The organism is Sphingomonas vulcanisoli (genome assembly GCF_011761305.1).
Taxonomy (GTDB): Bacteria; Pseudomonadota; Alphaproteobacteria; order Sphingomonadales; family Sphingomonadaceae; genus Sphingomonas_I; species Sphingomonas_I vulcanisoli.
In genome coordinates this window covers 79603-104284 of record NZ_JAAOZC010000006.1, presented here as the reverse complement: position 1 = coordinate 104284, position 24682 = coordinate 79603, and the positions used below count along the sequence as shown (strand labels likewise).

Annotated in this window: 26 protein-coding genes; 16 read left to right on the top strand and 10 right to left on the bottom strand. The window is 65.6% G+C overall.

What is annotated here, in order from left to right; all coding sequences use genetic code 11:
• From FHS31_RS12150 to FHS31_RS12130, 5 genes are all read left to right on the top strand, one after another.
• Positions 1-708 carry an SDR family NAD(P)-dependent oxidoreductase gene (locus FHS31_RS12150; RefSeq protein WP_167073884.1) on the top strand — a complete coding sequence of 236 codons (708 nt, stop codon included), beginning with the start codon at positions 1-3 and terminating at the stop codon, positions 706-708.
• Positions 698-1612, top strand: a complete 915-nt coding sequence (locus FHS31_RS12145; RefSeq protein ID WP_167073882.1) for a 50S ribosomal protein L11 methyltransferase — start codon at positions 698-700, stop codon at positions 1610-1612. Before FHS31_RS12150 ends, FHS31_RS12145 begins: the two co-directional genes overlap by 11 nt.
• Before the next feature lie 89 nt (positions 1613-1701).
• Positions 1702-2862 carry an efflux RND transporter periplasmic adaptor subunit gene (locus FHS31_RS12140; RefSeq protein ID WP_167073880.1) on the top strand — a complete coding sequence of 387 codons (1161 nt, stop codon included), beginning with the start codon at positions 1702-1704 and terminating at the stop codon, positions 2860-2862.
• A gap of 9 nt (positions 2863-2871) precedes the next feature.
• Positions 2872-5985 carry an efflux RND transporter permease subunit gene (locus FHS31_RS12135; RefSeq protein ID WP_167073878.1) on the top strand — a complete coding sequence of 1038 codons (3114 nt, stop codon included), beginning with the start codon at positions 2872-2874 and terminating at the stop codon, positions 5983-5985.
• Positions 5986-6045: 60 nt separating this feature from the next.
• Positions 6046-7302: a DUF445 domain-containing protein gene (locus tag FHS31_RS12130; protein ID WP_243843438.1), complete on the top strand. Its 1257-nt coding sequence runs from the start codon at positions 6046-6048 to the stop codon at positions 7300-7302.
• Here FHS31_RS12130 and FHS31_RS12125 read toward each other — a convergent pair.
• A complete protein-coding gene (locus FHS31_RS12125) occupies positions 7299-7760 on the bottom strand; it encodes a hypothetical protein (protein ID WP_167073876.1) in 462 nt (153 codons plus the stop codon). The two genes, FHS31_RS12130 and FHS31_RS12125, sit on opposite strands and share 4 nt — an antisense overlap.
• A gap of 375 nt (positions 7761-8135) precedes the next feature.
• Here FHS31_RS12125 and ychF point away from each other — a divergent pair, with 375 nt between their 5' ends.
• Genes ychF through trmB form a run of 3 tightly spaced genes read left to right on the top strand, consistent with a single transcriptional unit; the run spans position 8136 to position 10382 of the window.
• A complete protein-coding gene (gene ychF / locus FHS31_RS12120) occupies positions 8136-9233 on the top strand; it encodes a redox-regulated ATPase YchF (protein WP_167073874.1) in 1098 nt (365 codons plus the stop codon).
• Between the two features lie 8 nt (positions 9234-9241).
• Positions 9242-9694 carry a MaoC family dehydratase gene (locus FHS31_RS12115; protein WP_167073872.1) on the top strand — a complete coding sequence of 151 codons (453 nt, stop codon included), beginning with the start codon at positions 9242-9244 and terminating at the stop codon, positions 9692-9694.
• Between the two features lie 10 nt (positions 9695-9704).
• On the top strand, positions 9705-10382 hold the full coding sequence (gene trmB / locus FHS31_RS12110) for a class I SAM-dependent methyltransferase (protein WP_167073870.1): 678 nt from the start codon (positions 9705-9707) through the stop codon (positions 10380-10382).
• A gap of 3 nt (positions 10383-10385) precedes the next feature.
• On the opposite strand, the gene FHS31_RS12105 is transcribed toward trmB, so the two are convergent.
• The 8 genes from FHS31_RS12105 to FHS31_RS12070 all read right to left on the bottom strand — a co-directional run bounded on the left by FHS31_RS12105 (position 10386) and on the right by FHS31_RS12070 (position 18183).
• A complete protein-coding gene (locus tag FHS31_RS12105) occupies positions 10386-11069 on the bottom strand; it encodes a hypothetical protein (protein ID WP_167073868.1) in 684 nt (227 codons plus the stop codon).
• Positions 11066-12373, bottom strand: a complete 1308-nt coding sequence (locus FHS31_RS12100) for an ATP-binding protein (RefSeq protein WP_167074042.1) — start codon at positions 12371-12373, stop codon at positions 11066-11068. The genes FHS31_RS12105 and FHS31_RS12100 overlap by 4 nt, the downstream gene beginning before the upstream one ends.
• 167 nt (positions 12374-12540) lie before the next feature.
• On the bottom strand, positions 12541-13206 hold the full coding sequence (locus FHS31_RS12095; RefSeq protein ID WP_167073866.1) for a response regulator transcription factor: 666 nt from the start codon (positions 13204-13206) through the stop codon (positions 12541-12543).
• Positions 13207-13312: 106 nt separating this feature from the next.
• A complete protein-coding gene (locus tag FHS31_RS12090) occupies positions 13313-13612 on the bottom strand; it encodes a hypothetical protein (protein ID WP_167073864.1) in 300 nt (99 codons plus the stop codon).
• A gap of 75 nt (positions 13613-13687) precedes the next feature.
• On the bottom strand, positions 13688-15424 hold the full coding sequence (locus tag FHS31_RS12085; protein WP_167073862.1) for a DUF885 domain-containing protein: 1737 nt from the start codon (positions 15422-15424) through the stop codon (positions 13688-13690).
• Between the two features lie 125 nt (positions 15425-15549).
• Positions 15550-16365 (bottom strand): heavy metal-binding domain-containing protein, encoded by an 816-nt coding sequence (locus FHS31_RS12080; protein ID WP_167073860.1) that lies wholly within the window; start codon positions 16363-16365, stop codon positions 15550-15552.
• The gene (locus FHS31_RS12075; protein WP_167073858.1) at positions 16362-17309 is read right to left on the bottom strand and encodes a heavy metal-binding domain-containing protein; all 948 of its coding nucleotides are present in this window, start codon (positions 17307-17309) and stop codon (positions 16362-16364) included. The genes FHS31_RS12080 and FHS31_RS12075 overlap by 4 nt, the downstream gene beginning before the upstream one ends.
• Positions 17310-17394: 85 nt before the next feature.
• Positions 17395-18183 carry a hypothetical protein gene (locus tag FHS31_RS12070; protein ID WP_167073856.1) on the bottom strand — a complete coding sequence of 263 codons (789 nt, stop codon included), beginning with the start codon at positions 18181-18183 and terminating at the stop codon, positions 17395-17397.
• A gap of 147 nt (positions 18184-18330) precedes the next feature.
• Between FHS31_RS12070 and purS the strand changes: the two genes are divergently transcribed.
• Both purS and purQ read left to right on the top strand, forming a co-directional pair.
• Positions 18331-18561 (top strand): phosphoribosylformylglycinamidine synthase subunit PurS, encoded by a 231-nt coding sequence (purS, locus tag FHS31_RS12065; RefSeq protein ID WP_167073854.1) that lies wholly within the window; start codon positions 18331-18333, stop codon positions 18559-18561.
• A gap of 4 nt (positions 18562-18565) precedes the next feature.
• Positions 18566-19231 carry a phosphoribosylformylglycinamidine synthase subunit PurQ gene (purQ, locus tag FHS31_RS12060; RefSeq protein WP_167073852.1) on the top strand — a complete coding sequence of 222 codons (666 nt, stop codon included), beginning with the start codon at positions 18566-18568 and terminating at the stop codon, positions 19229-19231.
• A gap of 38 nt (positions 19232-19269) precedes the next feature.
• Here purQ and FHS31_RS12055 read toward each other — a convergent pair whose 3' ends face one another.
• Positions 19270-20070 (bottom strand): GGDEF domain-containing protein, encoded by an 801-nt coding sequence (locus FHS31_RS12055; RefSeq protein ID WP_167073850.1) that lies wholly within the window; start codon positions 20068-20070, stop codon positions 19270-19272.
• Positions 20071-20343: 273 nt separating this feature from the next.
• On the opposite strand from FHS31_RS12055, the gene FHS31_RS12050 reads away from it, so the two are divergent.
• From FHS31_RS12050 to FHS31_RS12025, 6 genes are read left to right on the top strand one after another with little or no spacing between them, the layout of a single operon-like run.
• On the top strand, positions 20344-21051 hold the full coding sequence (locus FHS31_RS12050) for a response regulator transcription factor (protein WP_167073848.1): 708 nt from the start codon (positions 20344-20346) through the stop codon (positions 21049-21051).
• Positions 21020-22585, top strand: coding sequence for a sensor histidine kinase (locus FHS31_RS12045; protein ID WP_167073846.1), 1566 nt, complete (start codon positions 21020-21022; stop codon positions 22583-22585). The genes FHS31_RS12050 and FHS31_RS12045 overlap by 32 nt, the downstream gene beginning before the upstream one ends.
• Positions 22585-23007 carry an HPr kinase/phosphorylase gene (locus FHS31_RS12040; protein ID WP_167073844.1) on the top strand — a complete coding sequence of 141 codons (423 nt, stop codon included), beginning with the start codon at positions 22585-22587 and terminating at the stop codon, positions 23005-23007. The genes FHS31_RS12045 and FHS31_RS12040 overlap by 1 nt, the downstream gene beginning before the upstream one ends.
• The gene (rapZ, locus tag FHS31_RS12035; RefSeq protein WP_167073842.1) at positions 23004-23939 is read left to right on the top strand and encodes an RNase adapter RapZ; all 936 of its coding nucleotides are present in this window, start codon (positions 23004-23006) and stop codon (positions 23937-23939) included. The genes FHS31_RS12040 and rapZ overlap by 4 nt, the downstream gene beginning before the upstream one ends.
• Positions 23940-24347, top strand: a complete 408-nt coding sequence (locus FHS31_RS12030; protein ID WP_167073840.1) for a PTS sugar transporter subunit IIA — start codon at positions 23940-23942, stop codon at positions 24345-24347. It begins immediately after the preceding gene.
• Positions 24344-24619, top strand: a complete 276-nt coding sequence (locus FHS31_RS12025; RefSeq protein WP_167073838.1) for an HPr family phosphocarrier protein — start codon at positions 24344-24346, stop codon at positions 24617-24619. Before FHS31_RS12030 ends, FHS31_RS12025 begins: the two co-directional genes overlap by 4 nt.
• The last annotated feature ends 63 nt before the right edge of the window (positions 24620-24682 follow it).

Sequence of the window (24682 nt, the reverse complement as noted above, 5' to 3'; positions counted from 1 at the left end):
ATGACTGTTCATATCCTCGCCACCGGCACAAGCCGGGGCATCGGCGCCGCGATCACCGCCGCTCTTTCCCCCCATGCGCGGATCGTGGGGCATGCAACCCGGTCGGACCAGGCCGACACGATTCCCGCCGACCTCGATGAGCTCGGCGCTGCGCTTGCGCTCTGGAATGAGGCGCTTGCACGACTGGACGGCCGGATCGACGTGCTCGTCAACAACGCCGGCATCTTCGAGGCCGCGCCGATCGATCTGCCCGATGCCGATTGGCTCGCGAGTTGGGAACGGACGATGCGGATCAATCTGACCGCCGCCGCCGAACTCAGCCGCCTCGCCGTTCGCCACTTCCAGGGGACGGGCGGCGGCCGGATCGTCAATGTCGCCAGCCGCGCCGCGCATCGCGGCGATAGTCCGTCGCATTGGCATTATGCAGCGTCCAAAGCCGGCATGGTGGCGATGACCAAGACGATCGCGCGGGCGTATGCGGCGGAAAATATCCTCGCCTTCGCCATCTGCCCGGGCTTCACCATGACCGGCATGGCCGAGGACTATCTCACCAGCCGCGGCGGGGACGCCTTGCTGGCCGATATCCCGCTCGGCCGCGTCGCCGATCCGGCGGAGGTCGCGGAGCTGGTGCGCTTCTGTTGCCTCGATGCGCCGCCGTCGATGACCGGCGCGGTACTCGACGTCAACGGAGCCAGCTATGTCCGCTGAGTGGCAGCCGCAGGCGAGCGAGAGCTGGAAGATCAGCTTCACCTGCACGAAGCAGGAGGCCGAAGCGATTACGGGGGAGGTGCCCGCGCTGGAGGCGTTCGATCCCCCGCCCCTGCTCGTCGCCAACGAACCCGATCCCGCCCGGCCCGACGATTGGCGGATTGAGGCCTATGTGGAAGGGCCGCCTTCGGACGCTTTGATCGCCACGCTCAAGACGCTTGCCCCGGGTGGCGGCGAACCCGTGATCGAGCGGATCGAGGATGCCGATTGGGTGACGATCAGCCAGGCTTATCTGGAGCCGCTGCGCATCGGCCGCTTCCACGTCCACACCGCCGCGCACAGCGATGGCATCCCCGCCGATGCGATCCGCTTCCAGATCGAGGCGAGCCGCGCGTTCGGCACCGGGCATCATGAGACGACGACCGGGTGCCTGGAAATGCTCGATAGGCTGGAGCGCGAAGGTGCGGATTTCGCCAACATCGCCGATATCGGCGCAGGCACCGGTCTGCTCGCTTTCGCATCCCGCGCGCTTTGGCCACGGGCGCAAATTCTGGCCGCCGACATCGATCCGATTTCCATCGCCGTCACGGCTGAGAATATGGCGGTGAACGGCATCCCCGCCGATTCGATCACGCTCGCCGTCGCCGATGGCGTCGCCGCGCCGGCCATCGCCGATCAGGCGCCGTTCGATCTGCTCATCGCCAATATCCTCGCCGGTCCGCTGATCGCGCTCGCGCCCAGCTTCGCGGCGGTGATCGCGCCGGGCGCGACCATCATCCTCGCCGGGCTGCTGGCCACGCAGGAACGGGCCGTTCTGGAGGCTTTCGCCGCTTATGGATTGGACATTCGCGCCCGTCTGCAACATGGTGATTGGCCGATCCTGGCGTTGCGGCGCGCGCCTTAATTGTCGGCCGGCGGCCTTGCCGTCGGTGCATTATTAAGATAACACAGCGGAAGGTCGCCCTGGGGGGCGTCAGCAGGATTTGGCTGCGGATGAATATGGAAACTGTTTTGGTGAGCGACGAAGAAGCGCTCGGCGATCCCGCACGGCGTCGGCGGCGGTGGATCGCGCTGGGCGCGGCCGTAATCGTGATCCTGCTGATCGGCTGGAGCATTTTCGGGCGCGGCGGCAAGCCGGCGGCCACGCCCTCCGCGTTGCAGCGGGTCACGGTGGTCGAGCCGGGCCGCCGCCTCGTCGCCGCGACTGTCGTCGCCAACGGCGTCATCGCCGCCAAGCATGATATGCAAGTCGGCGTCGTCGGTGAAGGCGGCCAGGTCGTCCAAGTGCTGGTCAATCCCGGTGATTGGGTGAAGGCGGGCCAGCCGCTGGCGATTATCGAGCGATCGGTGCAGGCCCAGCAGGCCGCCAGCCTTGCCGCCTCAATCAAGGTTGCCGCGGCCGATGCCGCGCTGGCCCAATCGAATCTCGATCGCGCCAAGGCTTTGGTCAAGAACGGCTTCATCTCCAAGGCGGATATCGATGCCAAGGTCGCGGCGCGCGATCAGGCGGTCGCCCGCGTCGCGGTGGCCCGCGCCCAGTTGGGTGAGCAATCGGCGCGTAACGCCCGCCTTGTCATCCGCGCGCCCAAGGGCGGCCTGGTATTAACCCGCGCGGTCGAGCCCGGCCAGATCGTGATGTCCGGCCAGGGCACGCTGTTCCGCATCGCCGAGGACGGCAATATGGAAATGCAGGCGCGCATTCCCGAACAGGAGCTTGCGCGCATGGCGATCGGCACGCCTGCCAGCGTCATCCCGATCGGCAGCGCCAAGGCAATTTCCGGACAGATCTGGCAGATCTCGCCCGTGATCGATCCCACGACGCGCCAGGGCTTCGCGCGCATAGCGCTGCCCTATGATACATCGCTGCGCCCCGGCGGCTTCGCCGAGGCTTCCATTTCGAGCGGCAAGGCAGAGATGCCGCTGCTGCCGCAATCGGCGGTGCTGAGCGATGACAAGGGCAATTTCGTCTATGTTGTCGGCCGGGACAATGCCGTTGTCCGCCGCGCGGTGAAGATCGGCGACGTCAGCGATGTCGGCGTGAGCATCATCGACGGGCTTTCGGGCCGCGAAAAGGTGGTGGTCAGCGCCGGTGCCTTCCTGACGGCCGGCGAAAAGATCCAGCCCGAACTCACCACCGCCCCCGCGGGCCAATAAGCGGCTTTCATGCGCAACATTTCTGCCTGGTCGATCCGCAACCCGATCGTCTCGATCGTCCTGTTCGCAGCGCTTTCGCTGGCAGGGTTCGTCTCGTTCATGCGGATGAGCATCAACCAGAGCCCGGAAATCAGTTTCCCGGCCGTGGTGATCGACGTCGCCCAGCCGGGCGCAGCGCCGACCGAGCTCGAAACGCAGGTCACGCAGCGCGTCGAGGCCGCGGTGCGCAATCTGGAGGGCGTCGAGGATATCAGCTCGACGGTGAGCGAGGGTGAGTCCGAAACCTTCGTCCAGTTCAGCATCGAAACCCCGGTCGATCGCGCGACGACCGACGTGCGCGACGCCGTCTCCCAAATCCGCGCCCAACTGCCCGACGGCATTATCGAGCCGCAGATCACCCGTGTGATCATCAACCAGAACTCGCTCGCCAATTATGTCGCGCTCGCCACCGACATGACGATGGAACAGCTGTCCTGGTATGTGAAAGACACGGTTTCGCGGCGCCTGCTCGCGATCGATGGCATGCAGAGCGTGGGGAACAAGGGTGCGGTCTCGCGTGAAATCCGCGTGGTCCTCGATCCGGCGCGGATGCAGGCGCAGGGCGTCACCGCCAGCCAGGTCAATTCCCAGCTCCGCCTGATCAACACCAACGCCGCCGGAGGCCGCGCGGAAGTCGCCAGCGCCGAGCAATCGGTGCGCGTGCTGGGCAACAGCCAGAACGCCTATACGCTCAGCCAGACGCAGCTGCAGCTCGCCGATGGCCGATCCGTCAAGCTCGGCGATATTGCTACCGTGCGCGACAGCTTCGGCGAGCAGCGTTCGATCGCCAAGATGGAGGGCAAGCCCGTCGTCAGCTTCGGCCTCTACCGTTCGCGCGGGGCATCCGACGTCACGGTCTATGATGCGGCCACCAAGGTGCTCGCGCAGCTGGAAAAGGAGAATCCGAAGGTTCACTTCATCCAGCGCGCCAACAATGTGAAATATACCACGCAAAACTATCGATCGGCGATGCGCGCGATGATCGAGGGCGCGGTGCTGGCCGTCGCGGTGGTCTTCCTGTTCCTGCGCGATCGCCGCGCGACGATCATTTCAGCGCTGGCGATCCCGCTCTCTGCGATCCCGACCTTCTGGATCATGAGCCTGATGGGCTTCACGCTCAATTTCATGACCCTGCTCGCGCTGAGCCTGGTGGCGGGCGTGCTGGTCGATGACGCGATCGTGGAGATCGAGAATATCGTCCGCCACATGCGCATGGGCAAAACCGCCTATCAGGCCGCGATCGACGCCGCCGACGAGATCGGCCTCGCCGTGGTCGGCACCACTTTCTCGATCGTCGCCGTCTTCCTGCCGGTGGGCCTGATGCCCGGCATCGCCGGGCAGTTCTTCAAGAATTTCGGCATCACCGTTGTCGTCTCGGTGCTGATGAGCCTTTTGGTCGCGCGCCTGATCACGCCGATGATCGCCGCGTATTTCCTCAAATCCTCCGGCGTGCAGGAGCATGGCGGCGGCAAGGCGCAGGCCTTCTATCAAAGGCTGCTCGCCTGGACCCTGTCCCGCAACGAAGGCCCGCGCCGTTGGCAACGGCTGTTCCTGCGCGACAATCGCAAGCTGGTGATGATGTTCGGCCTGGCCGCCTTCCTGCTGACGATCCTCGTCATCATGACCATGCCCTCGACCTTCCAGCCGCCGCAAAATTCGGACACAAGCCGGGTCAACATAACGATGGCGCCGGGCACGACGCTGCAGCAGACCGAAGCGATAGCCGATCGTGTCGCCGCGATGATGAAGCGGCAGCCTGAGGTGGCGACCGCGCTCGAATATATCGACGTCGGCACGGCGACCGTCATCCTGCAGCTGCGCGAGGACCGCAAACGCAAGAGCTTTGAATTTGAACGCGCGGTGGGGCCGATGCTCAACACGATTCCCGATGCGCGGATCAGCTTCGCATCGCAGAACGGCGACAATTCCAGCTCGCGGGACGTATCGGTCATGCTGGCGGGGGACGATCCCGCCCAACTCGCCGTCGCCGCCAACAAGATCGTCGAGGCGATGGGCCGCCTGCCCGGGCTGCGCGCGCCACGCATCGAAGGCGATCTGCCGCGGCCCGAGATCACGATCCGCCCGCGCTTTGCATTGGCCGCCGATCTCGGCGTGACGACCCAGGCGCTCAGCCAGACGATCCGCATCGCCACGCTCGGCGATATCGATCAGAACGTCGCCAAATTCTCGCTCAGCGATCGCCAGATTCCGATCCGCGTGATGCTGGACGAAAACAGCCGCCGCAGCCTCGATACGATCGCCAACCTTCCGGTGCAGACCTCGCGCGGCGGCAGCGTTCCGCTCTCCGTCGTGGCGGATATCGGCTTCGGCGCCAGCCCGTCGCAGATCCAGCGCTACATGCAGGAGCGGCGCGTGGTGATCAGCGCCGATCTCGGCCCGGGCGGGATCTCCGGCGAGCAGCATGCCAAGGTGCTGGCCCTGCCCGAGATGAAGAATCTGCCGCCCGGCGTGCATTATGCCTCCGCGGGCAGCGCCAAATGGCAGGCCGAGATGATCACCAACTTTATGGTCGCGCTGGTCGCGGGCGTGCTGCTTGTCTTCGCGGTGCTGGTGCTGCTCTACCGCCGTGTGATGCCGCCGTTCGTCAATATGAGCTCGCTGCTGCTGGCGCCGCTGGGCGGGGTGCTCATGCTCAAGCTGTTCGGGCTGCCGCTGTCGATGCCGGTGCTGATCGGCGTGCTGATGCTGTTCGGCATCGTCGCCAAAAACTCCATCCTGCTGATCGATTTCGCGATCGAGGAGATGCGGCACGGCGTGCCGGTCTATGATGCGATCCTCGATGCCGGGCACAAGCGCGCCCAGCCGATCGTGATGACGACGGTGGCGATGGTCGCCGGCATGTTGCCGACCGCGCTCTCGCTCGGCGGGGACGGATCGTTCAATCAGCCGATGGCGATCACCGTGATCGGCGGCCTCACGCTTTCGACGCTGCTCACCCTGCTGATCGTGCCCGCGGGCTTCAGCCTTGCCGACGAATTCGAGAAATGGATCGGCCGCAAGCTTGGCCGGTTCATCAGCACCAGCGAAGAAAACGCGCCCCGCCACGCCCTTCCGGCCGAGTGAGCCGCCGCTGCAGCGCGGTTATCGCTTGAACCATTCGGCGCGGCGGTGATTGTAGCGCCAATGCCCTCGCCCGCCCCCCTCCCGGCCCGGCCGCACGATCGCCGCGGCACGGTGCGGGGGATGCGGATCATCGCCACCGGCCTGCTGCTCGTCATGGCGGCGGTCTACTTGGCGGCGCGGCTGCTGGAGCATCGCCATTCCGGCTGGGGCTATTTGCGCGCCTTTGCCGAGGCGGCGATGGTCGGCGGGCTGGCGGATTGGTTCGCGGTAACGGCCCTGTTTCGCCATCCGCTCGGTCTGCCGATCCCGCATACCGCGATCATCCCGCGCAATAAGGATCGCATCGGCGACAGCCTGGCCGCCTTCCTCCGCTCCAATTTCCTCGTGCCGCAGATTGTCGCGCGGCGGATGGGCCGGATCGATCTGGCGGCGGGCTTAGGCCGTCTGCTCGCGCGGCCGCCGCTGGAAGGGCGGAAGCGCAGCGGCAAGCTGGTCGCCGCGCTGCTGGAAGGCGCGGCCGACGAACGGCTGGCCAATATGGTGAAAAGCGCGGCCGTCCGGCAGATCGGCGCGGTCGAGATCGGCCCGCTGCTCGGTCAATTGCTCGACGCCGCCATCGCCGAGCAGCGCCACCGCCCGGTGATTGATGGCGCAATCGATTGGATCGGCCGCACGCTGGACGCCAATCAGGGGATGTTCCGCAAGATGATCTCCGAGCGTGCCGGATCGATCCTGCGCTGGACGGGCCTCGATGAGACCGTCGCCACCAAGGTGCTGGAAGGCCTGTTCAAGATGCTGGCTGACGTCGCCGACGATCCCCACCATCCCCTGCGCGACAAGGCCGAGGAGGGGCTGGCGAGGCTGGCCTGGCGTCTCCAGCACGATCCTGAGATGCAGGCCCGCGTGGCGCGGTTCCGCGATTCCGCGCTCGAAAATCCCGCGCTCGGCGCCTGGCTGGACGGCCTATGGGAGAGCGCGCGCGGCGCCCTGCTCAATGCGGTCCACGATCCCGATGAGGTGATGGCGGGGCGGCTGGGCGAGGCGTTGCGCAATTTCGGCGATACGTTGCAGCGCGACGAATCATTGCGCCGATCGATCAACCGCTTCGCGCGCCGCGCGGTCGCCTCGATCGCGGTCAATTATGGCGATGCGATCGTCTCGCTGGTGTCCGAGACCGTGCGCCGCTGGGATACGGGCACGGTCACCTCACGGCTGGAGAATGCCGTCGGCCGCGATCTGCAATATATCCGGGTGAACGGCACTCTGGTCGGCGGCCTCGTCGGCCTCGCCATCCATGCCTTCGATGTTCTCGCTTAGAAGAAGCGCATCTTGAACGAGGCCTGCGCGATCGCGCCGGTGCTCGCCCAGCGCTCGCGGCGCTCGCCGGGCAGTACGTTGCCGCGGTTGCTGCCGTGATCGCTCAACATGCCGGCCTCGAAGCCGACCTGCGTGAACTGCGCCAGCTTGCGCTGATAGCCGATCGTCGCCATCGGCGAGATGTTGGCATGGGTGCTGCGGACCGGCAGCAGCGGCGCGACCTCGTTCAGGTTCAGGCAGCCGACCGAGCCGGGCATCGCAAAGCCGGGTTTGGCGAGCTTGCCCTTCCAGCTATGGAAACCGTAGGAAAGGTGAAGATTTCCGATCGGATAGAAATCGACCATCGAGAGATTGCTGAGCTTGCGATACCGCAATCCGGTCAGCGCATCGTCGCGGTTGAAGGCTTCGCGCAGATTGATCGGCTTGATGCCGAGCACATGTTCCAGCTTGGACATCATGCGCATCCCGGGCCGGATGTCTACATCTGACCCGTTGCCCCCGGTCAGTTGCACACCATCCGGCCCGGGGGTCGCCGGCACTTCCCCAAGTGCAGCAACGCTCTGAACCGCGATAACCGCTACTGCCGCAACCCACTGATACGTCCGCATGATACGCCCCGGATGTTCGTGTGAAACGGCCCCCGCCGCCCTGTTGCAGGTGAGACGGAGCCCGACGGTTATCTACACATACGCAAGATTACGTAGTCGCGATGGAACGTGCTTTTTTGTCGATGAGTCGAGGAACTTTAGTCAGCTTTCGTTTAGCCAAGGCAAAACTGGTATAAGCCCGCCGCAGTCTCTAAGGCCCGCCGATCAGATCACCCGAGGAGTATCATGGGCTTTCGCTGCGGCATCGTCGGCCTTCCCAACGTAGGCAAGTCGACCCTTTTCAACGCGCTGACCGAAACGGCGGCGGCGCAGGCGGCCAATTATCCGTTCTGCACGATCGAGCCCAACGTCGGCCAAGTCGCGGTTCCCGATCCGCGCCTCGATAAGCTGGCCGAGATCGCGGGCTCCGCCAAGAAGATCGAAACCCAGCTCGCGTTCGTCGATATCGCCGGGCTGGTGCGCGGTGCGAGCAAGGGCGAGGGGCTGGGCAACCAATTCCTGGCCAACATCCGCGAAACCGATGCGATCATTCACGTCCTGCGCTGCTTCGAAGGCGAGGTGACGCATGTCGAAGGCAAGGTCGATCCGATCGCGGACGCCGAGACGGTCGAGACCGAGCTCATGCTCGCCGATCTCGAAAGCCTCGAGAAGCGCGTCCCCAACCTCGCCAAGAAGGCCGCGCAGGGCGACAAGGAGAGCAAGGCGGCCGCTTCGGTGCTCGGCCAGGCGCTGGAGCTGCTGCGCGATGGCAAGCCCGCGCGCCTCACCCAGCCGAAGGACGAGGATGAGAAGCGGCTGTTCGATCAGGCGCAACTGCTCACCGCCAAACCCGTCCTCTACGTCTGCAACGTCGATGAAGGCGCCGCCGCCGAGGGCAATGCGCTTTCCGCCAGGGTCGCCGAGAAAGCCAAGGCCGAAGGCGCGATGGCTGTGGTCGTCTCCGCCGCGATCGAGGCTGACATCGTCACGCTCGATCCCGCCGACCGCGCCGATTTCCTCGCTGACCTCGGTCTCAAGGAGACCGGCCTCGCCCGGGTGATCCGTGCCGGCTACGAGCTGCTCCATTTGCTGACCTTCTTCACTGCCGGCCCCAAGGAATCGCGCGCCTGGACGATCCCGATGGGGTCCAAGGCGCCACAGGCGGCGGGCGCGATCCACACGGATTTCGAACGCGGCTTCATCCGCGCCGAGACCATCGCCTTCGAGGATTATGTCACATTCAAAGGTGAGGCCGGCGCGCGTGACGCGGGCAAGCTGCGCTCGGAAGGCAAGGAGTATGTCGTCAAGGACGGTGACGTCATGCTCTTCCGCTTCAACGTCTGAGACGGCCGATGGCGCTCTATTTCGAGGATCTGCTCGTCGGCTACACAGACAGCTTCGGCAGCATCACCGTCGACCGCGATGAGGTGATCGCCTTCGCCACGGCCTATGATCCGCAGGCCTTCCACCTGAGCGACGAGGGCGGCGCGGCCAATCCGATCTTCGGCCGCCTTGCCGCCAGCGGCTGGCACACGGCGGCGATGACGATGCGCATGGCGATCGATCACTGGTCCACTATCGGCGTGCAAAGCCGCGGCGCCGCCGGGCTGGAGGAGCTCAGCTGGCCGAAGCCGACCTATCCCGGCGACACGCTGCGCGCCGAGGCCGAAGTGCTGGAGGCCCGTCCGCTGACCTCGCTGCCCGATCTCGGCGTCCTCAAGGTGCGGACCATTGTCTTCAACCAGCACGATCAGCCGGTGATGCGCCAGATCGCCAATCTGCTGATCCAGCGCCGCCCCGCCTGACCGGCACGTCGTGAACGACCCTGCCACGATCCGCCGTCTGTATGGCCGCCGCCAGGGCCATAAGCTCCGCGCCGGCCAGGCCGAACTGGTCGAGAGCCTGCTGCCCCGCTTCGAGGTGCCGGCCGGGCCGATCGATGCCACGGCGCTGTTCGGCGATGATCGACCGTTGGAACTGGAGATCGGCTTCGGCGCGGGCGAACATCTCGCCGGCCAAGCCGCGATGCGGCCGGGCCACGGCTTCATCGGCTGCGAGCCCTTCCTCAACGGCGTCGTCGGCGCGCTGGTGCATGTTCGGGACGGCGGTCTCGACAATGTCCGGCTGCATATGGGCGATGCGCTGGAGGTGATCGATCGACTGCCCGATGCGAGCCTGACCCGCGCCTATCTGCTCCACCCCGATCCCTGGCCCAAGGCGCGCCATGCCAAGCGCCGCTTCATGAACGCCGGGCCGATCGGGCTGCTCGCCGCCAAATTGAAGCCCGGCGGCGAATTCCGCTTCGGCACCGATCATCCGGTTTACTGTCGGTGGGCAATGATGGTGATGGGCCAGCGGCCTGAATTCGAATGGCTTGCTCAAGGCCCGGCTGATTTCCTCACTCGCCCCGATGATTGGCCGCAGACGCGCTACGAAGCCAAGGCGCGGCGGCTGGGGCATGAGGTCTGGTATTTCCGCTACCGGCGCAAATAAGGCTCAGTCGCTTTCTGTGTTGCCCGCCGCGTGAAGTGTCACCAACCGCGCAAGGAGGGTCGCGGGAAAGAGCTGGCCGATCACCGCTTCCAGATTGGCCAGGCTCCGCGCCAGCGGATGCAGCGCGCTGATGTCACCGCCGCCGTTGGTGGTCAGCGCGCCCAGGCTGAACGCGAGCAGCGACGAAAAACGCTGGCTGGCGCTTTCCGGCAGATTGCTGAAGGCATTGGCGAGGAATTGCGCCTCGATCCGGAACAGGCCCGCGAAGATCAGCGCGACATAAAGGTAGAGGATCACCGCGCCGAGGATGCGGAAGACCGTCACCCGCCCCGGCCCGAAGGCGACGACCGCGACCGTGCCCGCCACCACGACATCGAACATCAGACCAAGGCCGAGCTTGATCGCCCAGACCGTCGCCGGCGGTTCGCCGACGCGCCAGTGCATCGATGCGAGCACGGTGCCGATAAAGGCGATTGCCACCAGCAGCCGAACACGGGCCGTCTGCGCCACGACGATGACGGTGATCGCCGCCAGGGCGAAGCGCAGATATTCGACGAAGGTCAGCGGCAGCGCCCCCGTCGCGACCGCGGGCGAGACAACGAACATCGTGAGCAACAAAAGCAGGAGAATCGCGCCGAGACCCGCCTCGCCCTCGATCCGATCAAGCTTGTCGAGCAAAGACGTCATGGCGCCGCCGGCAGCCGCAGGCACACGCACAGCCCGCCCAAATCCTCGCTCTCGTGCAGCTCGACCGATCCGCCGTAGATTTCGGCGACGTCCCGGACGATGGCGAGGCCAAGACCCGTGCCCGGCTTGCCGCTATCCAGCCGCACGCCACGCTCGAAGATCGCCGCGCGCTGGCCTTCGGGAATGCCGGGGCCGTCATCCTCCACGATCGCCTCGGCGAACTGGGCATCGCCGCCGATCGTGACAAACACCCGGCCGCCGCCATATTTCGCGGCATTCTCGATCAGATTGCCGAGCATTTCGTCGAGATCCTGCCGCTCGACGCGGGCCCGCGCCGCCCGGCTGCCCGCCATATCGATCGTCACATCGGGATAGAGGCGGCTGACAGCGCGCTCCACCGCCTCTACCGATGACCATAAAGACGCGACGCTCTGGGCGGCGCCACGGCGCCCCACCGCGCGGGCGCGGGCGAGGTGGTGATCGACCTGGCGGCGCATCGTCGTCGCCTCGCGGATCACGGTCTTGTTGAGGTCCGGGCTGCCCGCGGTCGCCTCGTTCATGATCACCGTCAGCGGCGTCTTGAGCGCATGCGCAAGATTGCCGGCATGGGTGCGCGCTTCCTCGGCCTGGCGCTCATTGTGTGCCAGCAGATCGTTCAATTCCTCGACCATCGGCGCGATCTCGATCGGCAGCCGCGCGTCGACGCGCGCGCTCTGGCCGGTGCGCACCGCATTGATCTCGCGCCGCACCCTGCGCAGCGGCCACAGCCCGAAGGTCGCCTGCAGCGCCGACATGATGATGAGGCCGAGTCCCAGGATCGCGAACGAGCGGATCAGCGTCTTGCGCAGCACCGCGATCTGCTCATCGAGCCCCGATCGCGCCTGCGCGACCTGGAAGCGCCACAGCGTCGGCGATCCCGGCAGGACGACGTCGCGCTCCATGATGCGCAGCGGTTCATCGGGGAACTGCTTGCTGTCGTAGATATGGATCGCAAGATCGCGGTGGTTGTGCGCGTGCTGCAATTCGCGGTCCCACAGCGATCGCGATCGGAACGGTTCATGCCCTTCCCCCGAAACCTGGTCATAAAGGCCTGACGCCGGTTCGTTGAAGCGCTGATCGCCGAGTGGCCGAGTGTAGCGGACCTCGCCATCGGGATCGATCTCTGCCGAGGCGATCATCGCGGTCAGCGTATATTGCAGTTCGGCATCGAAATTGCGGGTCAGCGCGATATTGAGCACGCGATCGAGCGCGAAGCCGCCGCCGGCCAGCAGGATCATGATCCAGATGGCCGCGATGCCGATCATCCGCCGCGTCAGCGATCCGGTGGTGCGCTGTGCCTGGCGCAGCGGCTGATCCCCGCCGCCCGACACGAGCGCGGGCCGGCCGATCATCACCACGCGCAGGAAATTATAGGGGATTTCGATCCATCGCCATCCGCGCGGCGGCGCGCGTCCGTCGCGGAATGGCATGATCAGGCCGCGGTTTCGTCCAGCGAATAGCCGAGCCCGCGGATCGTGGTGATCACATCGGCGCCCAGTTTCTTGCGGATTCTGGTAACGAACACCTCGATCGTATTGGAATCGCGATCGAAGTCTTGATCGTAAATATGTTCGATCAGCTCGGTACGGCTCACCACCTTGCCCTTGTGATGCATCAGGTAGGAGAGCAATTTATACTCCTGCGCGGTCAGCTTCACCGGCTCGCCGCCTTTGCTCACCTTGCCGCTGCGCGTATCGAGACGGATGTCGCCGGCGATCAGCTCGGACGAGGCATTGCCCGATGCGCGGCGGATCAGTGCGCGCAGCCGGGCGATCAATTCTTCGGTCTGGAAGGGCTTGGCGAGATAATCGTCGGCGCCCGCGTCGAGACCCGCGACCTTGTCGCTCCAGCTATCGCGCGCGGTCAGCACCAGCACGGGCGTATCCTTGCCCTCTTTGCGCCAACGATCGAGCACGGTCAGCCCGTCCACTTCGGGCAGGCCGAGATCGAGGATTACCGCATCGTAATTCTCGGTCGAGCCGAGATAATGGCCGTCCTCGCCATCGGTGGCGAGATCGATGGCATAGCCCGCGCCTTCCAAGGTCGCCCGCAGCTGGCGGCCGAGATTGGGCTCGTCCTCGACGATCAAAACGCGCATCGATTGCTCCCTATAGCGTTGTTCGAGGCCCTCATCGCGCGGGGCCGCTGTGCGAAAGATGAACGACCAGCTTAAGCTTTCGTTTCGCCCCCGTCACTCTCGGCGCTCAATCGCCCGATTTCCCGACGATCTGGCCGTTGCGCGCATCGACATCCAGCCAGATCACCGACTGGCCACGCATGAACTTCAGCCGATAGGTGTTGGAGGCCGGATCGAATTCCGGGCCGAGATAGTCCGCCCCGCGCATCCGTGGCAGCACGCGCGCCTCGATCTCGCGCAGCGGCATCACCTGACCGGCCCGCCGCGCGGCCCAGGCCTGATCCTGATCGCGCCGCAATTGCTGCGCCGCGCCGGGTACGGCGACGGACGCCGCCAGCGCGGCAAGAGCGAAACGGACCATCAGCATGCCGCGTCCCTTAAAGCGAACGCTTTGAACAGCTTGTGAATGGCGCTGTTCCCTGCCCGGCGCCATCCGCTGTTTTCAACCCTTCGCCTTCTCCGCGGCGATCCAGTCGTCGATTTTCTTTTCCAGCACGGGCATCGGCAGCGATCCGGTCATCAGCACCTGCGCATGGAAGGCGCGCGGATCGAACTTGGCGCCAAGCGCGCGCATCGCTTTTTCCTTGCAGCGCTGGATGGTGAGCTGCCCGATCTTGTAGGCCAGCGCCTGGCCGGGAATGGCGATGTAGCGTTCCACCTCTGCGGTGGCGTCGGTCACGCTCTCGGGCGAATTGTCGAGCATGTACTGGATCGATTGCGCGCGGCTCCAGCCGTAAGCGTGGATGCCGCTGTCGACGACCAGCCGCATCGCGCGCAGCATCTCATCATTGAGCCCGCCGAGCCGCTGCCAGGGATCGGTCTCCATGCCGAGATCCTTCCACAGGCTTTCGGAATAAAGCGCCCAGCCTTCGGCATAAGCGGTATTGCCGCCGTAGCGCATGAAGGCAGGGAGCCCGGTATTCTCCTGCGCAAGGCTGATCTGGAAATGGTGGCCCGGTTCGGCCTCGTGGAGGAACAATGTCTCCATCTCCCACATGTACCGCGAGGGCAGATCGTAGCCGTTGTAATAGAAAACGCCGGGCCGCTTGCCGTCTGCCGTGCCCTGCTCATACTCGCCGCCGGCCGCGGTCTTGGCCTTGAAATCCGGCGTCGGGCGGATCTCGAGACCGGTCTTGGGCAGGGTCGAGAATTGCTCGGGGATGCGCGCCTCGACGCGCTTGCGGATCGCCAAATAGCCATCGCGCAGCTGATCGACGCTCGCCCGCTGGAAGCGCTTGTCGGTGCGCATATACGTGAAAAGCTCGGGCAACGTGCCCTTGAACCCCGCCTGCGCCGCCGCCGTCCGCATCTCGCCGAGGATTCGCGCGACCTCGGACAGACCGAGTTCGTGAACCTCCTTCGCGCTCAAGGGCAGCGTCGTGTTCGCCTCGATATCATAAGCGTAAACCTTGTCGCCGCCCTTCATATATTTGAGGCCGACCCCCTCGCGCGCAGCGGGCAGATAGTCGTTTTTGAGGAAGTCGCGCAGCCGCGTGAAGGCCGGACGGAGGTCATCGCGCACCAGCGCGGCATATTCGCCCTTGAGTCTCGCCTTGTCCGCCGCCGGGAAGCCCGCGGGCAGCTTGGCGATCGGCTGATAATAGGTCGATCCCTCGACGCCCTTGCCCAGCTCCTGATCGAACTGATCGATCATGTTGCGCGTGGTCAGCTTGGTCTCGACGATGCCGAGCTGCATGCCCTGCCGGAAGCGGACGATGATCTGGTCGATCGCCTTGGCCCACAGCCGGTTGCGCTTGAGATTGTTCTCATAGTCGGCGACCGTATTGAACGGCGCCGGCCCCTCGCCCGATCCCAGATCGGCGAAGGTCAGCTGTGCGCCACCGAAATGGTTGATCGGGCGGACGGCGAAGGATGTGCGCAGATCGGGATCGCGCAGCGCCTTGAGGCCGATCTGCGTCTGATTCTCGAACACATCATAGGCGATGCGGTCGTCGCCATCGAGCTTGGCGCGATCTATGCCGTGCAGCGCCTTGAGATCGGCCTCCCCGGCCTGCAGCTCGGCCTGATCGCCGCTGTTGGTGAACAGGTCACCGATGCGGTCAGGGTAGCGCATGTCGCCGCGGAACAGCGCCGCGAGCGGCTGGCGCTTGAGGGTCGCCTCGTCGCTGTCGTGGAACAGCGCGAAGAGCTTTTGATGCTCGGTTGGAGCCTGGGCCATCGCGGGAATGCTCAGTAACCCCGCAGCCAAAAACAACGCCGTGCTCCGGCGAAGGCCGGAGCGCAGGATGGCAAGCGCTATGCCCGAAACTCCAGCGCTCCGGCCTTCGCCGGAGTGCGGGCTACCTAGCCGTTGACCGAAAGCACCAATTGCGGATCGGGGATTTCGCCCGAATGGCCCTCGATCGGCAGCACCGCCGTGCCGATGGCGAAGAATTCGATGACATGCGTCTGCCAATTGTGGCTCCCTTCGTGGAGATCGGCGCCGACGACGCCCTCGGCGCCCGCCTTGGTCGCCTCCAGCTGCATCCGCTCCATCGCGATTTCACGCGCTTCGTAGAGCGCCAGGCTGAAGTTGGTAAGCTCGACATTCTGGCCGACGCTGCCGATCGTCGACAAGGGCCCGCGCCGCGCGACATGATAGACGCAGCTGCCCATCACCATCTCCAGCGGCCGGTAGCCCGCCTGCAGCAGCGTCCAGAAATCCTGGCCGGTCAGCGCCGAGGTGAAGGGCTGGCCGCCCGGTCCCTTGAATCCGGTGTGGCCGCTGGCGTGGACGATGCCCGTGCCGATCGCGACGAATTCCAGGACATGCTTGTCCCACTCCATCCGCTTTACGGTCAGCCGCACGCCGACGATGCCGTCCGCGCCCATCCGCGCCGCCTCGGCCCGCATCCGCTCCATCGCCAGCGCGCGCGCTTCGTACATCGCGAGGCTCAGCGTCTCGAGTTCGACATTGCTGGTCCAGCCCGCGAACTGGAAGCCGAGATGATAGATGCACGAACCGATGCACAGCCCGATCGGCTCGAACCCGGCTTTGCGCACCAGCAGGAATTCGTTGACCGTGAAGTCCGATGTGAAGATGCCGTCCGGATGGCCTTCGCGGCGCAGGCCTTCCAACCGCTCCAGCGCATGTTGCGGCATCTGCTGTCCGTCGCTCATATCGCTCCCTCGCCTTCGCCCATTTCGCCGGAGTAAACATCGTTGCGCCGCCCGAACGTCCCATCCAGCGGTGACGGATCGCGCATGTCGGCAACGCGCCGAATATGGTGCGGCACCGGCGCATTGGCCGGCGTATCGACCACCGTGCCGAGCACGATATAGCGGCCGAGATAGGCGGGCGGGGCCTTGTCCCGCTCCTGCCGGATCAGCTGGCTGAAATGGGTGTGGGCGAGCACGCCGTTGCCTTGGGCGGCGGCATGATCGCGCAAGTCCCAGATCGCCTCGCGCCGGATACGCTCCCAGAAATCGGAAAGATCGCCGAGCGGCTGGCTCGGCGAAAGCGCGTTCAGCTGCCACTGTGTGCGGCTCGCCGCCGATCCCCAGCCGTTCCACGTGCCGAACCCACCCAGCCATTCGTATCGCGCGCCGATCGCCAGGCCGACGGGCACAATCCCCATCTCCAGTAAGCGCACGAATTCCAGCGCGGGCACCGTGGCGATCACCGGGCGTGCGCTGGGCTTGAGCCCGTCGATCTTCACCGCGGTGCCGATCAGCGTGAAATCCATGCCGCTGCCGAAGCCATGCTGGATACGGCGCAGCTGGACATCGACCACCGCGTTGGCGCCGCAGGCATAGGCCTCCTCACCGATCCGGTTGAGCGCGCGGCTCCAGCCTTCGGCGTGACCCTCGGTCCAGCTCCGCCCGAAGCTATACCAGCAGGTGCCCGAGACGGTGGCGATCGGGCGGCAGCCATGGCTCTTGGCGATCAGCAGTTCGGCGGGCGTCATTGACGCAACCCACGGCGTCCGCCCCGCGCCGGCATCGCGCAGCCGCTTTTCGACCTGGGCCGGCAGGGTGTCCCGCTCCAGCGCCGCTTCCCATTCGCGGTCGCGCGCCGCCGCCTCGGCGGAACGTGTGACAGTGAAGCGCGAAAACCAGCCCATGCCTACTCTTGTCAGACGAGACGGCGCCGATGGCAACACATGACGGCCGAACCTAAGCCCGGCCGCCACGCGGCATCTATCGGCCTTAGAGCTTCTTCATCACATAGATGGTGTCGGTGCCCTGCTTCGCGTTGCGAGACACGACCTTCATCGTCTTGCCGCCGGGCAGAAGCGTCATCGTGTAGGTGTTGACGACTTCGCCCTTGCGGCTGTCCTCCTCGAACAACGTCATCGCGCCGGTGCGCTTGACCGCAACCATTGTTTCCGCCGTATCGCCGACCAGCGGCACCTTCTGGCCGCCAAGCTTGGCCTTGTAGCTGTAGCCATTAGGCGTGGTCAGCGAGAGCCAGTCGCCATTCAGGGCGAGGGTCTCGGTCAGCGCGGCATCAGAGATGTTTGCGACGCTTGCCTGACGCCACGAACCGGAAATGGCATGGGCTCCCGCCGGTGCCATGCCGACGCGCGTCATCGTGCCGCTGCCGGTCGTCGCCTTGCCATCCGGCGCGCTGGTATCGGTCCAGCTTGCCGTCATCGTCTTGCCATCGGTGGAGACGGTCTGCCTGGCCACATTGGTAACCTTGCCCTTCAGCTTGTCGGTCTCGACGATCGTATGCTCGTCGACCACCTCCATCTTGGCCTCATCGGTATAGGGCTGGTTGGTGATCGGGTGGAACGCGCCATCGGCCTTGACGGTGAAGACGGGCTTGCAAGTGCTGCAGGTGAAGACGCCGTCCTTGAGCAGGATGGTCTGCGGCTTCTGCGGCAATTGCGCGGTCTTGAGATCGGCTTTCCACGTGCCGTCGAACGGGCTTACGGCCAAAGCCGATGAAGGCACCAACAGCGCGGCGAAACCGCCGCCCACGAACATCTTCATCCTGTTTCCCCTGTTTGAGCGGTCGTGCGCCGCCGAAACGATGCTAGGCTGGTGAAAAGCCGGGCGTCAATTGATCGCGGCGGGTTGCGGCTTCGGCTTTGGGGCGGCATAGGCCCCGGCATCCGCCACCGGCCCGGGATGATACCCTTGAAGACCCGCATCTACGTGACGTTGAAGCCCGGGGTGCTCGATCCCCAGGGGCGCGCCATCCACAATGCGCTGGAGGGGTTGGGCTTCGATGGCATCGAAGGCGTCCGCCAGGGCAAGCTGATCGAACTGGAGCATGGCGCCGATCTTTCGGACGAGGATTGCGATGCGATGTGCCGCAAGCTGCTCGCCAACACCGTGATCGAAAATTACCGGATCGAGCGGGGGTAAGCGCATGAAGGCCGCGGTCGTCGTTTTCCCAGGTTCCAACTGCGATCGCGATCTGGCGGTGGCGATCGAAGAGGTGAGCGGTACGGCGCCGGTGATGCTCTGGCATCGCGAGACCGAAGTGCCGGACGGCGTCGATCTTATCGCGGTGCCGGGTGGCTTTTCCTATGGCGATTATCTTCGATCGGGCGCGATGGCGGCGCGATCGCCGGTGATGCGCGCGGTGGCCGATGCCGCCGGGCGCGGCGTCGCGGTGCTGGGCGTGTGCAACGGCTTTCAGGTGTTGACCGAGGTCGGGCTGCTGCCGGGCGCGCTGATGCGCAATGCCGGGCTGGCGTTCGTCTGCCGCAGCGTCGCGCTGGAAGTCGCCAACAATCAATCGATCTTCACCAGCGGCTATGAAGCGGGCGAGGAAATCGCGATTCCCGTGGCGCATCATGATGGCAATTATGTCGCCGATACGGACGTGCTGGATCGCCTGGAAGGCGAAGGCCGCGTGGCGCTTCGGTATGCCGAATCCGTCAACGGATCGGCCCGCAATATTGCCGGGATCATCAACGATGCCGGCAATGTGCTTGGGCTGATGCCGCATCCCGAGCGCGTGATCGAGCCCGCGCATGGCCGCACCGACGGGCGACGGATGTTTGAGAGTTTGCTCGCGGCGGTCGGCTGACCCAAACACATCCTCCCCCGCCAGAGGGAGGATTTGCCTCACCCCTCCCGATCGATCTCCACCCGGTTCCGGCCGTTATATTTGGCGCGATACAGCGCGCGATCGGCGCGATGGAGCAGATCGTTGGCTTCTTCCTCCTCGCGCAGCATCGCCACGCCGGCCGAGAAGGTAACATTGCCGATCGGGCTGTCGTCCGTCTTGGAGCGCAAGGTGCGCGTCGCCAGCTGCGCGCGGATCATATCGATCTTGAGCGCTGCTTGCTCCGCTCCCACGCCATCGAACAGCAGGACGAATTCCTCGCCGCCGTGCCGCCCGACGAAGACATCCTCCCCGCCGCCATCCGCCAGGCAATCGGCCACCAGCCGCAGCACCCGATCCCCGACAGCATGGCCGTGGCGATCGTTGAGGATCTTGAAATTGTCGATATCGCAGAAGGCCAGGCTCAACGCCTTCTGTGCCGCCGCCGCCCCGATGACCGCCGCCTGCAGCGCATTATCGAGCGCGCGGCGGTTGGGAAGGCCCGTCAAGGGATCGTGCTCGGCCTGAGACTGAGCTTCCTGCAGATCGTGGCGCAGCTTGGCCAGATCAGCGCTCATCCCGCGCAGCCGCTCTTCCGCCCGCCGTGTGCGCGCCAGCATGGTCTGGGTCGCCTCGATCACCGCCGCCGCGACGGCATCGGGCAGTGCCGCTTCGTTGATCGTCTTGGCCCCTTGGGCGAGCACGCTGCCGTAATCGCGCGCTTCATCCGCCGACCGATCGACGATCTCGCTGGCGTCATCCAGCTGCTCGCGCGCAGCCGTCACCAGCTGCGCCAGCGCGTCGGCCAGTGCGTTGACCATCGGTAGTGGCCCAGGCTGGGCATCGGGCCAGGATATCGCCGGCTGAGGCTGTTCGTCCCCCTTGCCGAAGATCAGCCGGCGCAGCCAGCCTCGCTGCTCCCTTCGGCCTGTTTGCGGTGTCGCAAGATGCGGATCATGATACACAGGCCCAAGAACGACCGGACTTGCGTTAGATTAAGCCGCAAAACCAACCCGAACACGATCGTCACCTCCGGTTGAGGTGGCGCCCCTCGCTGCTATAGGAGAGCCGCGATAACCGAACCGCGAGAAAGCATGACGCCTGCAATCGCGCTCGTCGATGACGACCGCAACATCCTCACCTCCGTCTCCATCGCGCTGCAGGCCGAGGGTTTTATCGTGCGCGTCTATTCGGACGGCGAGAGCGCATTGAAGGCGCTGGTCGACAATCCCCCCGATCTGGCGGTGCTGGATATCAAGATGCCCCGGCTCGACGGCATGGAGCTGCTCCGCCGCCTGCGTGAGAAAAGCGCGCTGCCGGTGATCTTCCTCACCTCCAAGGACGATGAACTGGACGAGGCGCTGGGCCTGGCGATGGGCGCGGACGATTATATCTCCAAGCCTTTCTCGCAGCGGCTGCTGATCGCCCGCATCCGCGCGATCCTCCGTCGCGCCGAACTGCGTGATGCCCCTGAAGGTGCGACGGACGAGCCCCAGGCCGAAACGGTGATGCGCGGACGGCTCGAAATGGATCCCGCGCGTTATCAGGTGAAATGGGAAGGGCGCGACGTAACGCTCACCGTCACCGAATTCATGATCCTCGAAGCGTTGGCGCAGCGCCCCGGCGTGGTAAAGACCCGCGATCAATTGATGGATACCGCGTATCAAGACGACGTTTATGTCGATGATCGGACGATCGACAGCCATATCAAGCGGCTCCGCCGCAAATTCCGCCAGCTCGATCCTGCGTTCAAGGCGATCGAAACGCTTTATGGCGTTGGCTACCGTTTCGCGGAGGGGTGAGCTGGAGCCGGTCGGCTGGTTCGGCCGGCTGACGCTCACCGGCCGCATCCTGGCCGTCAACGTCTTCGCGCTCGGCGTGTTGGCGGGCAGCTTCCTGTATATCGATGGCTACCGCAGCAAGCTGGTCGACGATCGCATGGCGCAGGCCTCGATCGAGGTCCGCATGGCCGCGGCGGCGGTGGCGGCGGCCCCGGCGGCCGCGCGGCCGCAGTTGATGGCAAGGCTCGGCGCCAGCGACCAGAGCCGGCTGCGGCTCTATCCCGACGCTTCCTCCGCGCCGATCGATAGTTGGGACTATGGGCCGCCGACCTATGAGCTGCGCGATCCCAAGGCGGATCCCTGGCGCAAGCGCCTGGCGCGCGCGATGGATCGGATGATCGATATCGTCGTCGGTGCCGAACGGCCCGAGGAATTCGTCGAGCCCGCGCGGGACCGCCTCGCCGCCTGGCCCGAAGCCGTAGCGGCGTCCCGCAGCTCCACGGTCGTAACCCGTCTGCGCAGGGCGCCGGAGCGCACGCCGGTGATCTCCTCGGCCACGCGCGCGGGCGATGCCGGGGTGCTGCTGCTGACCAACAACCAGCGCGAGATCGTGCGTAGTGTCCGCGCCGAGCGGTTCTGGCTGGGGATCATCCTGCTCGGCACCGGCGCGCTGTCGATGCTGCTGTCCTTCTTCCTCGCGCGGACGATCGCGCGGCCGCTCCGGCGGCTGGCGCTGGCCGCGCACCGCGTCCGCCTCGGCCGCGCGCGCGAGGTGCAATTGCCGCGCCTGCCCAGCCGCCATGACGAGATCGGCACGCTCGCCCGCGCGCTTTCGGACATGAGCCAGGCGCTCCGTAAGCGGATCGATGCCACCGAAGCGTTCGCCGCCGACGTCGCGCATGAGATCAAGAACCCCCTCGCCTCGCTGCGTTCCGCGGTGGACAGCCTCGATCTGGTCAACGATCCCGAGCTGCGGGAGAAACTGATCGCGATCATCCGCGACGATGTCGCGCGGCTTGATCGGCTTATCACCGATGTTTCCGAAGCCTCGCGCATGGATGCCGAGCTTTCACGGGCGCGGTTCGAGACGGTCGATATCGGCAATATGATCGAACAGTTGATCGACGCCCGTGAGGCGCGCGGCATCCCCAACGATATCCGCCTCGCCTTCGCGCGGCCCAACCGCGGTAGCGCGGTGCTTTTCGGCGAAGGATCGCGGCTGGCGCGGGTGATCGAAAATCTGATCGACAACGCCATCAGCTTCTCGCCGCACGGTGGCCTGGTGCAGGTGGCGGCGACGCGCGACCAGAATGAGGTGGTGATCCGCGTCGAGGATGAGGGCCCCGGCGTCGCGCTCGACGCGCGCGAGGATATCTTCAACCGCTTCCATTCGGACCGGCCCGAGGGCGAGGCGTTCGGGCGGCACAGCGGCCTCGGCCTCGCCATCGCCAAGGCGATCGTCGAAGGGCATAGCGGATCGATCCTCGTGACCGATCGCGACGAGGACCAATCGGGCGCGCGCTTCATCATCCGCCTGCCCGCGGCCCAGCGCTGATGGCGATGCTGCACGCAACCTGCATCGCGATCGGCGGGCGGGGCGTGCTGCTGATGGGCAGGCCCGGATCGGGCAAATCCGATCTCGCGTTCCGGCTGATCGATCGGGGCGCGGTGCTGGTGGCGGACGACAGCACGACTGTGGAGGCGATCGATGGCCGCCTGCGCGTCACCTGCCCCGCGACGATCGCCGGACAGATCGAGATACGGGGTGTCGGCATCGTCACCCTCCCCACCCTCGCCGCTACCGAGATCGCGCTGTGCGTCAGCCTTGACGAGTCACCCGAACGCATGCCGCCCGATCCGCTGCCGACGATCGCAATAGAAGGCCTCGCCATCCCCAAGATCGCGCTGGCCGCGTTCGAATCGTCCGCTCCGTTGAAGCTGGAGAAAGCTTTGCTGCTGTATGGGCTCGTCCCATGAGCGATCCGCGCCGCATCCTTCTCGTCACCGGCATGTCGGGCGCCGGGCGCACCACCGCGCTCAAGACACTGGAGGATATCGGCTGGGAGACCGCCGACAACCTGCCGCTGGCGCTGGTCGATCGTCTGCTCGCCAGCCCGCCGCCGGAGGGCGCGGCCGAGGACGATCGCCCCTTCGCGGTTGGTATTGACACGCGCACGCGCGGCTTCGATGCGCAGGCGATCCTCAAGCGCATCCAGAAACTGCGCAGCGATCGCGGCATTCCGATCGAGATCATATTCTTCGATTGTTCGGGCGAAGTGCTCCAGCGCCGCTTCTCCGCCACCCGCCGCCGGCACCCGCTGGCGCAGGACCGCCCCGCCAAGGTCGGCATCGCCCGCGAGCGCGAACTGCTCGGCCCGCTACGGACCGGGGCGGATTTCCTGATCGACACCAGCGATCTCACCACCAACGCGATGCAGCAGCAGTTGCGCGGCCTCTTCGCGGTGCCCTCGGGTGGATCGACGCTGTCGATCACCTCATTCGGCTTCTCGCGCGGCCTGCCCAACGACGCCGATCTGGTGTTCGACCTTCGCTTTCTGCGCAATCCGCACTGGGTGCCCGAACTGCGCCCCGGCACCGGCCTTGATGCGGACGTTTCGGCCTATATCGCCGAGGACGAGGCCTATCCCGAGGCGATGCAGCGGATCGAGGAGCTGCTGCTGCTGCTGCTGCCGCGCTACGAAGCCGAAGGAAAATCCTACGTCACGATCGCGTTCGGCTGCACCGGTGGGCGGCACCGTTCGGTCCATGTCGCGGCGCGCATCGGGGAGAGGTTGCGCACGGAAGGTTTTTCCCCCACGATCACGCATCGCGATCTAGCCAGGCAGACGCTGGACGCGCTGGAAGGAAGACCGGAGGCTGGCGGAAAGCAAGGCGTGACGGTGAACTGAATGATTGGAATGGTGCTGGTAACCCATGGCCAGCTCGCGCAGGAATTCGTTCGTGCGATGGAGCATGTTGTGGGCCCTCAAGGAGGCGTGGCCGGCATCTGCATCGGGCCTGACGACGATATGGAGGCGCGGCGTGCCGATATCGCTGCCGCCATCAAATCGGTCGACGAAGGGCGCGGCGTCATTCTGTTGACCGATTTGTTCGGAGGCACGCCCTCCAATCTCGCCATTTCGCTGATGGAGCCCGGCCGGGTCGAAGTGATCGCCGGGGTCAACCTTCCGATGCTGATTCGTTTGGCTGGAGCACGGAAGATGATGAAGGTCCAAGCTGCCGTTGCCGCCGCGCGCGAGGCGGGGCGCAAATATATTTCGGTCGCCTCCGAAGTGCTGGGCGAGGCCGCGGCATGAGCGGCGCGGCCGAACGCACCGTCCTCATCTCCAACAAGCGCGGCCTCCACGCCCGCGCCAGCGCCAAATTCGTCACCCTCGCCAGCACGCAGACCGCGGCGGTGGCGGTGGAGAAGGACGGCTCCACGGTCGCCGGCACCTCGATCATGGGGCTGATGATGCTGGGCGCGGCGATGGGCGATACGGTGAAGATCAGCGCTACCGGCGACGGCGCCCAGGGCGCGCTGGACGCGCTGTGCGGCCTGGTCGAGAACAAGTTCGGCGAGGAATAAGCTCAACCCCTCTCCCGCTTTCGCGGGAGAGGGAGGGGCCCGCAAATCGAGTGCAGCGAGATT

What these genes read in the sequence shown, in the direction of transcription:
- FHS31_RS12150 (WP_167073884.1), top strand. Translation starts at nt 1, where the DNA reads ATGACTGTTCATATCCTCGCCACCGGCACAAGCCGGGGCATCGGCGCC.
- FHS31_RS12145 (WP_167073882.1), top strand. Translation starts at nt 698, where the DNA reads ATGTCCGCTGAGTGGCAGCCGCAGGCGAGCGAGAGCTGGAAGATCAGC.
- FHS31_RS12140 (WP_167073880.1), top strand. Translation starts at nt 1,702, where the DNA reads ATGAATATGGAAACTGTTTTGGTGAGCGACGAAGAAGCGCTCGGCGAT.
- FHS31_RS12135 (WP_167073878.1), top strand. Translation starts at nt 2,872, where the DNA reads ATGCGCAACATTTCTGCCTGGTCGATCCGCAACCCGATCGTCTCGATC.
- FHS31_RS12130 (WP_243843438.1), top strand. Translation starts at nt 6,046, where the DNA reads ATGCCCTCGCCCGCCCCCCTCCCGGCCCGGCCGCACGATCGCCGCGGC.
- FHS31_RS12125 (WP_167073876.1), bottom strand. Translation starts at nt 7,760, where the DNA reads ATGATGTCCAAGCTGGAACATGTGCTCGGCATCAAGCCGATCAATCTG.
- ychF (WP_167073874.1), top strand. Translation starts at nt 8,136, where the DNA reads ATGGGCTTTCGCTGCGGCATCGTCGGCCTTCCCAACGTAGGCAAGTCG.
- FHS31_RS12115 (WP_167073872.1), top strand. Translation starts at nt 9,242, where the DNA reads ATGGCGCTCTATTTCGAGGATCTGCTCGTCGGCTACACAGACAGCTTC.
- FHS31_RS12105 (WP_167073868.1), bottom strand. Translation starts at nt 11,069, where the DNA reads ATGACGTCTTTGCTCGACAAGCTTGATCGGATCGAGGGCGAGGCGGGT.
- FHS31_RS12100 (WP_167074042.1), bottom strand. Translation starts at nt 12,373, where the DNA reads ATGATCGGCATCGCGGCCATCTGGATCATGATCCTGCTGGCCGGCGGC.
- FHS31_RS12095 (WP_167073866.1), bottom strand. Translation starts at nt 13,206, where the DNA reads ATGCGCGTTTTGATCGTCGAGGACGAGCCCAATCTCGGCCGCCAGCTG.
- FHS31_RS12090 (WP_167073864.1), bottom strand. Translation starts at nt 13,612, where the DNA reads ATGCTGATGGTCCGTTTCGCTCTTGCCGCGCTGGCGGCGTCCGTCGCC.
- FHS31_RS12085 (WP_167073862.1), bottom strand. Translation starts at nt 15,424, where the DNA reads ATGGCCCAGGCTCCAACCGAGCATCAAAAGCTCTTCGCGCTGTTCCAC.
- FHS31_RS12080 (WP_167073860.1), bottom strand. Translation starts at nt 16,365, where the DNA reads ATGAGCGACGGACAGCAGATGCCGCAACATGCGCTGGAGCGGTTGGAA.
- FHS31_RS12075 (WP_167073858.1), bottom strand. Translation starts at nt 17,309, where the DNA reads ATGGGCTGGTTTTCGCGCTTCACTGTCACACGTTCCGCCGAGGCGGCG.
- FHS31_RS12070 (WP_167073856.1), bottom strand. Translation starts at nt 18,183, where the DNA reads ATGAAGATGTTCGTGGGCGGCGGTTTCGCCGCGCTGTTGGTGCCTTCA.
- purQ (WP_167073852.1), top strand. Translation starts at nt 18,566, where the DNA reads ATGAAGGCCGCGGTCGTCGTTTTCCCAGGTTCCAACTGCGATCGCGAT.
- FHS31_RS12055 (WP_167073850.1), bottom strand. Translation starts at nt 20,070, where the DNA reads ATGGTCAACGCACTGGCCGACGCGCTGGCGCAGCTGGTGACGGCTGCG.
- FHS31_RS12050 (WP_167073848.1), top strand. Translation starts at nt 20,344, where the DNA reads ATGACGCCTGCAATCGCGCTCGTCGATGACGACCGCAACATCCTCACC.
- FHS31_RS12045 (WP_167073846.1), top strand. Translation starts at nt 21,020, where the DNA reads ATGGCGTTGGCTACCGTTTCGCGGAGGGGTGAGCTGGAGCCGGTCGGC.
- FHS31_RS12040 (WP_167073844.1), top strand. Translation starts at nt 22,585, where the DNA reads ATGGCGATGCTGCACGCAACCTGCATCGCGATCGGCGGGCGGGGCGTG.
- rapZ (WP_167073842.1), top strand. Translation starts at nt 23,004, where the DNA reads ATGAGCGATCCGCGCCGCATCCTTCTCGTCACCGGCATGTCGGGCGCC.
- FHS31_RS12030 (WP_167073840.1), top strand. Translation starts at nt 23,940, where the DNA reads ATGATTGGAATGGTGCTGGTAACCCATGGCCAGCTCGCGCAGGAATTC.
- FHS31_RS12025 (WP_167073838.1), top strand. Translation starts at nt 24,344, where the DNA reads ATGAGCGGCGCGGCCGAACGCACCGTCCTCATCTCCAACAAGCGCGGC.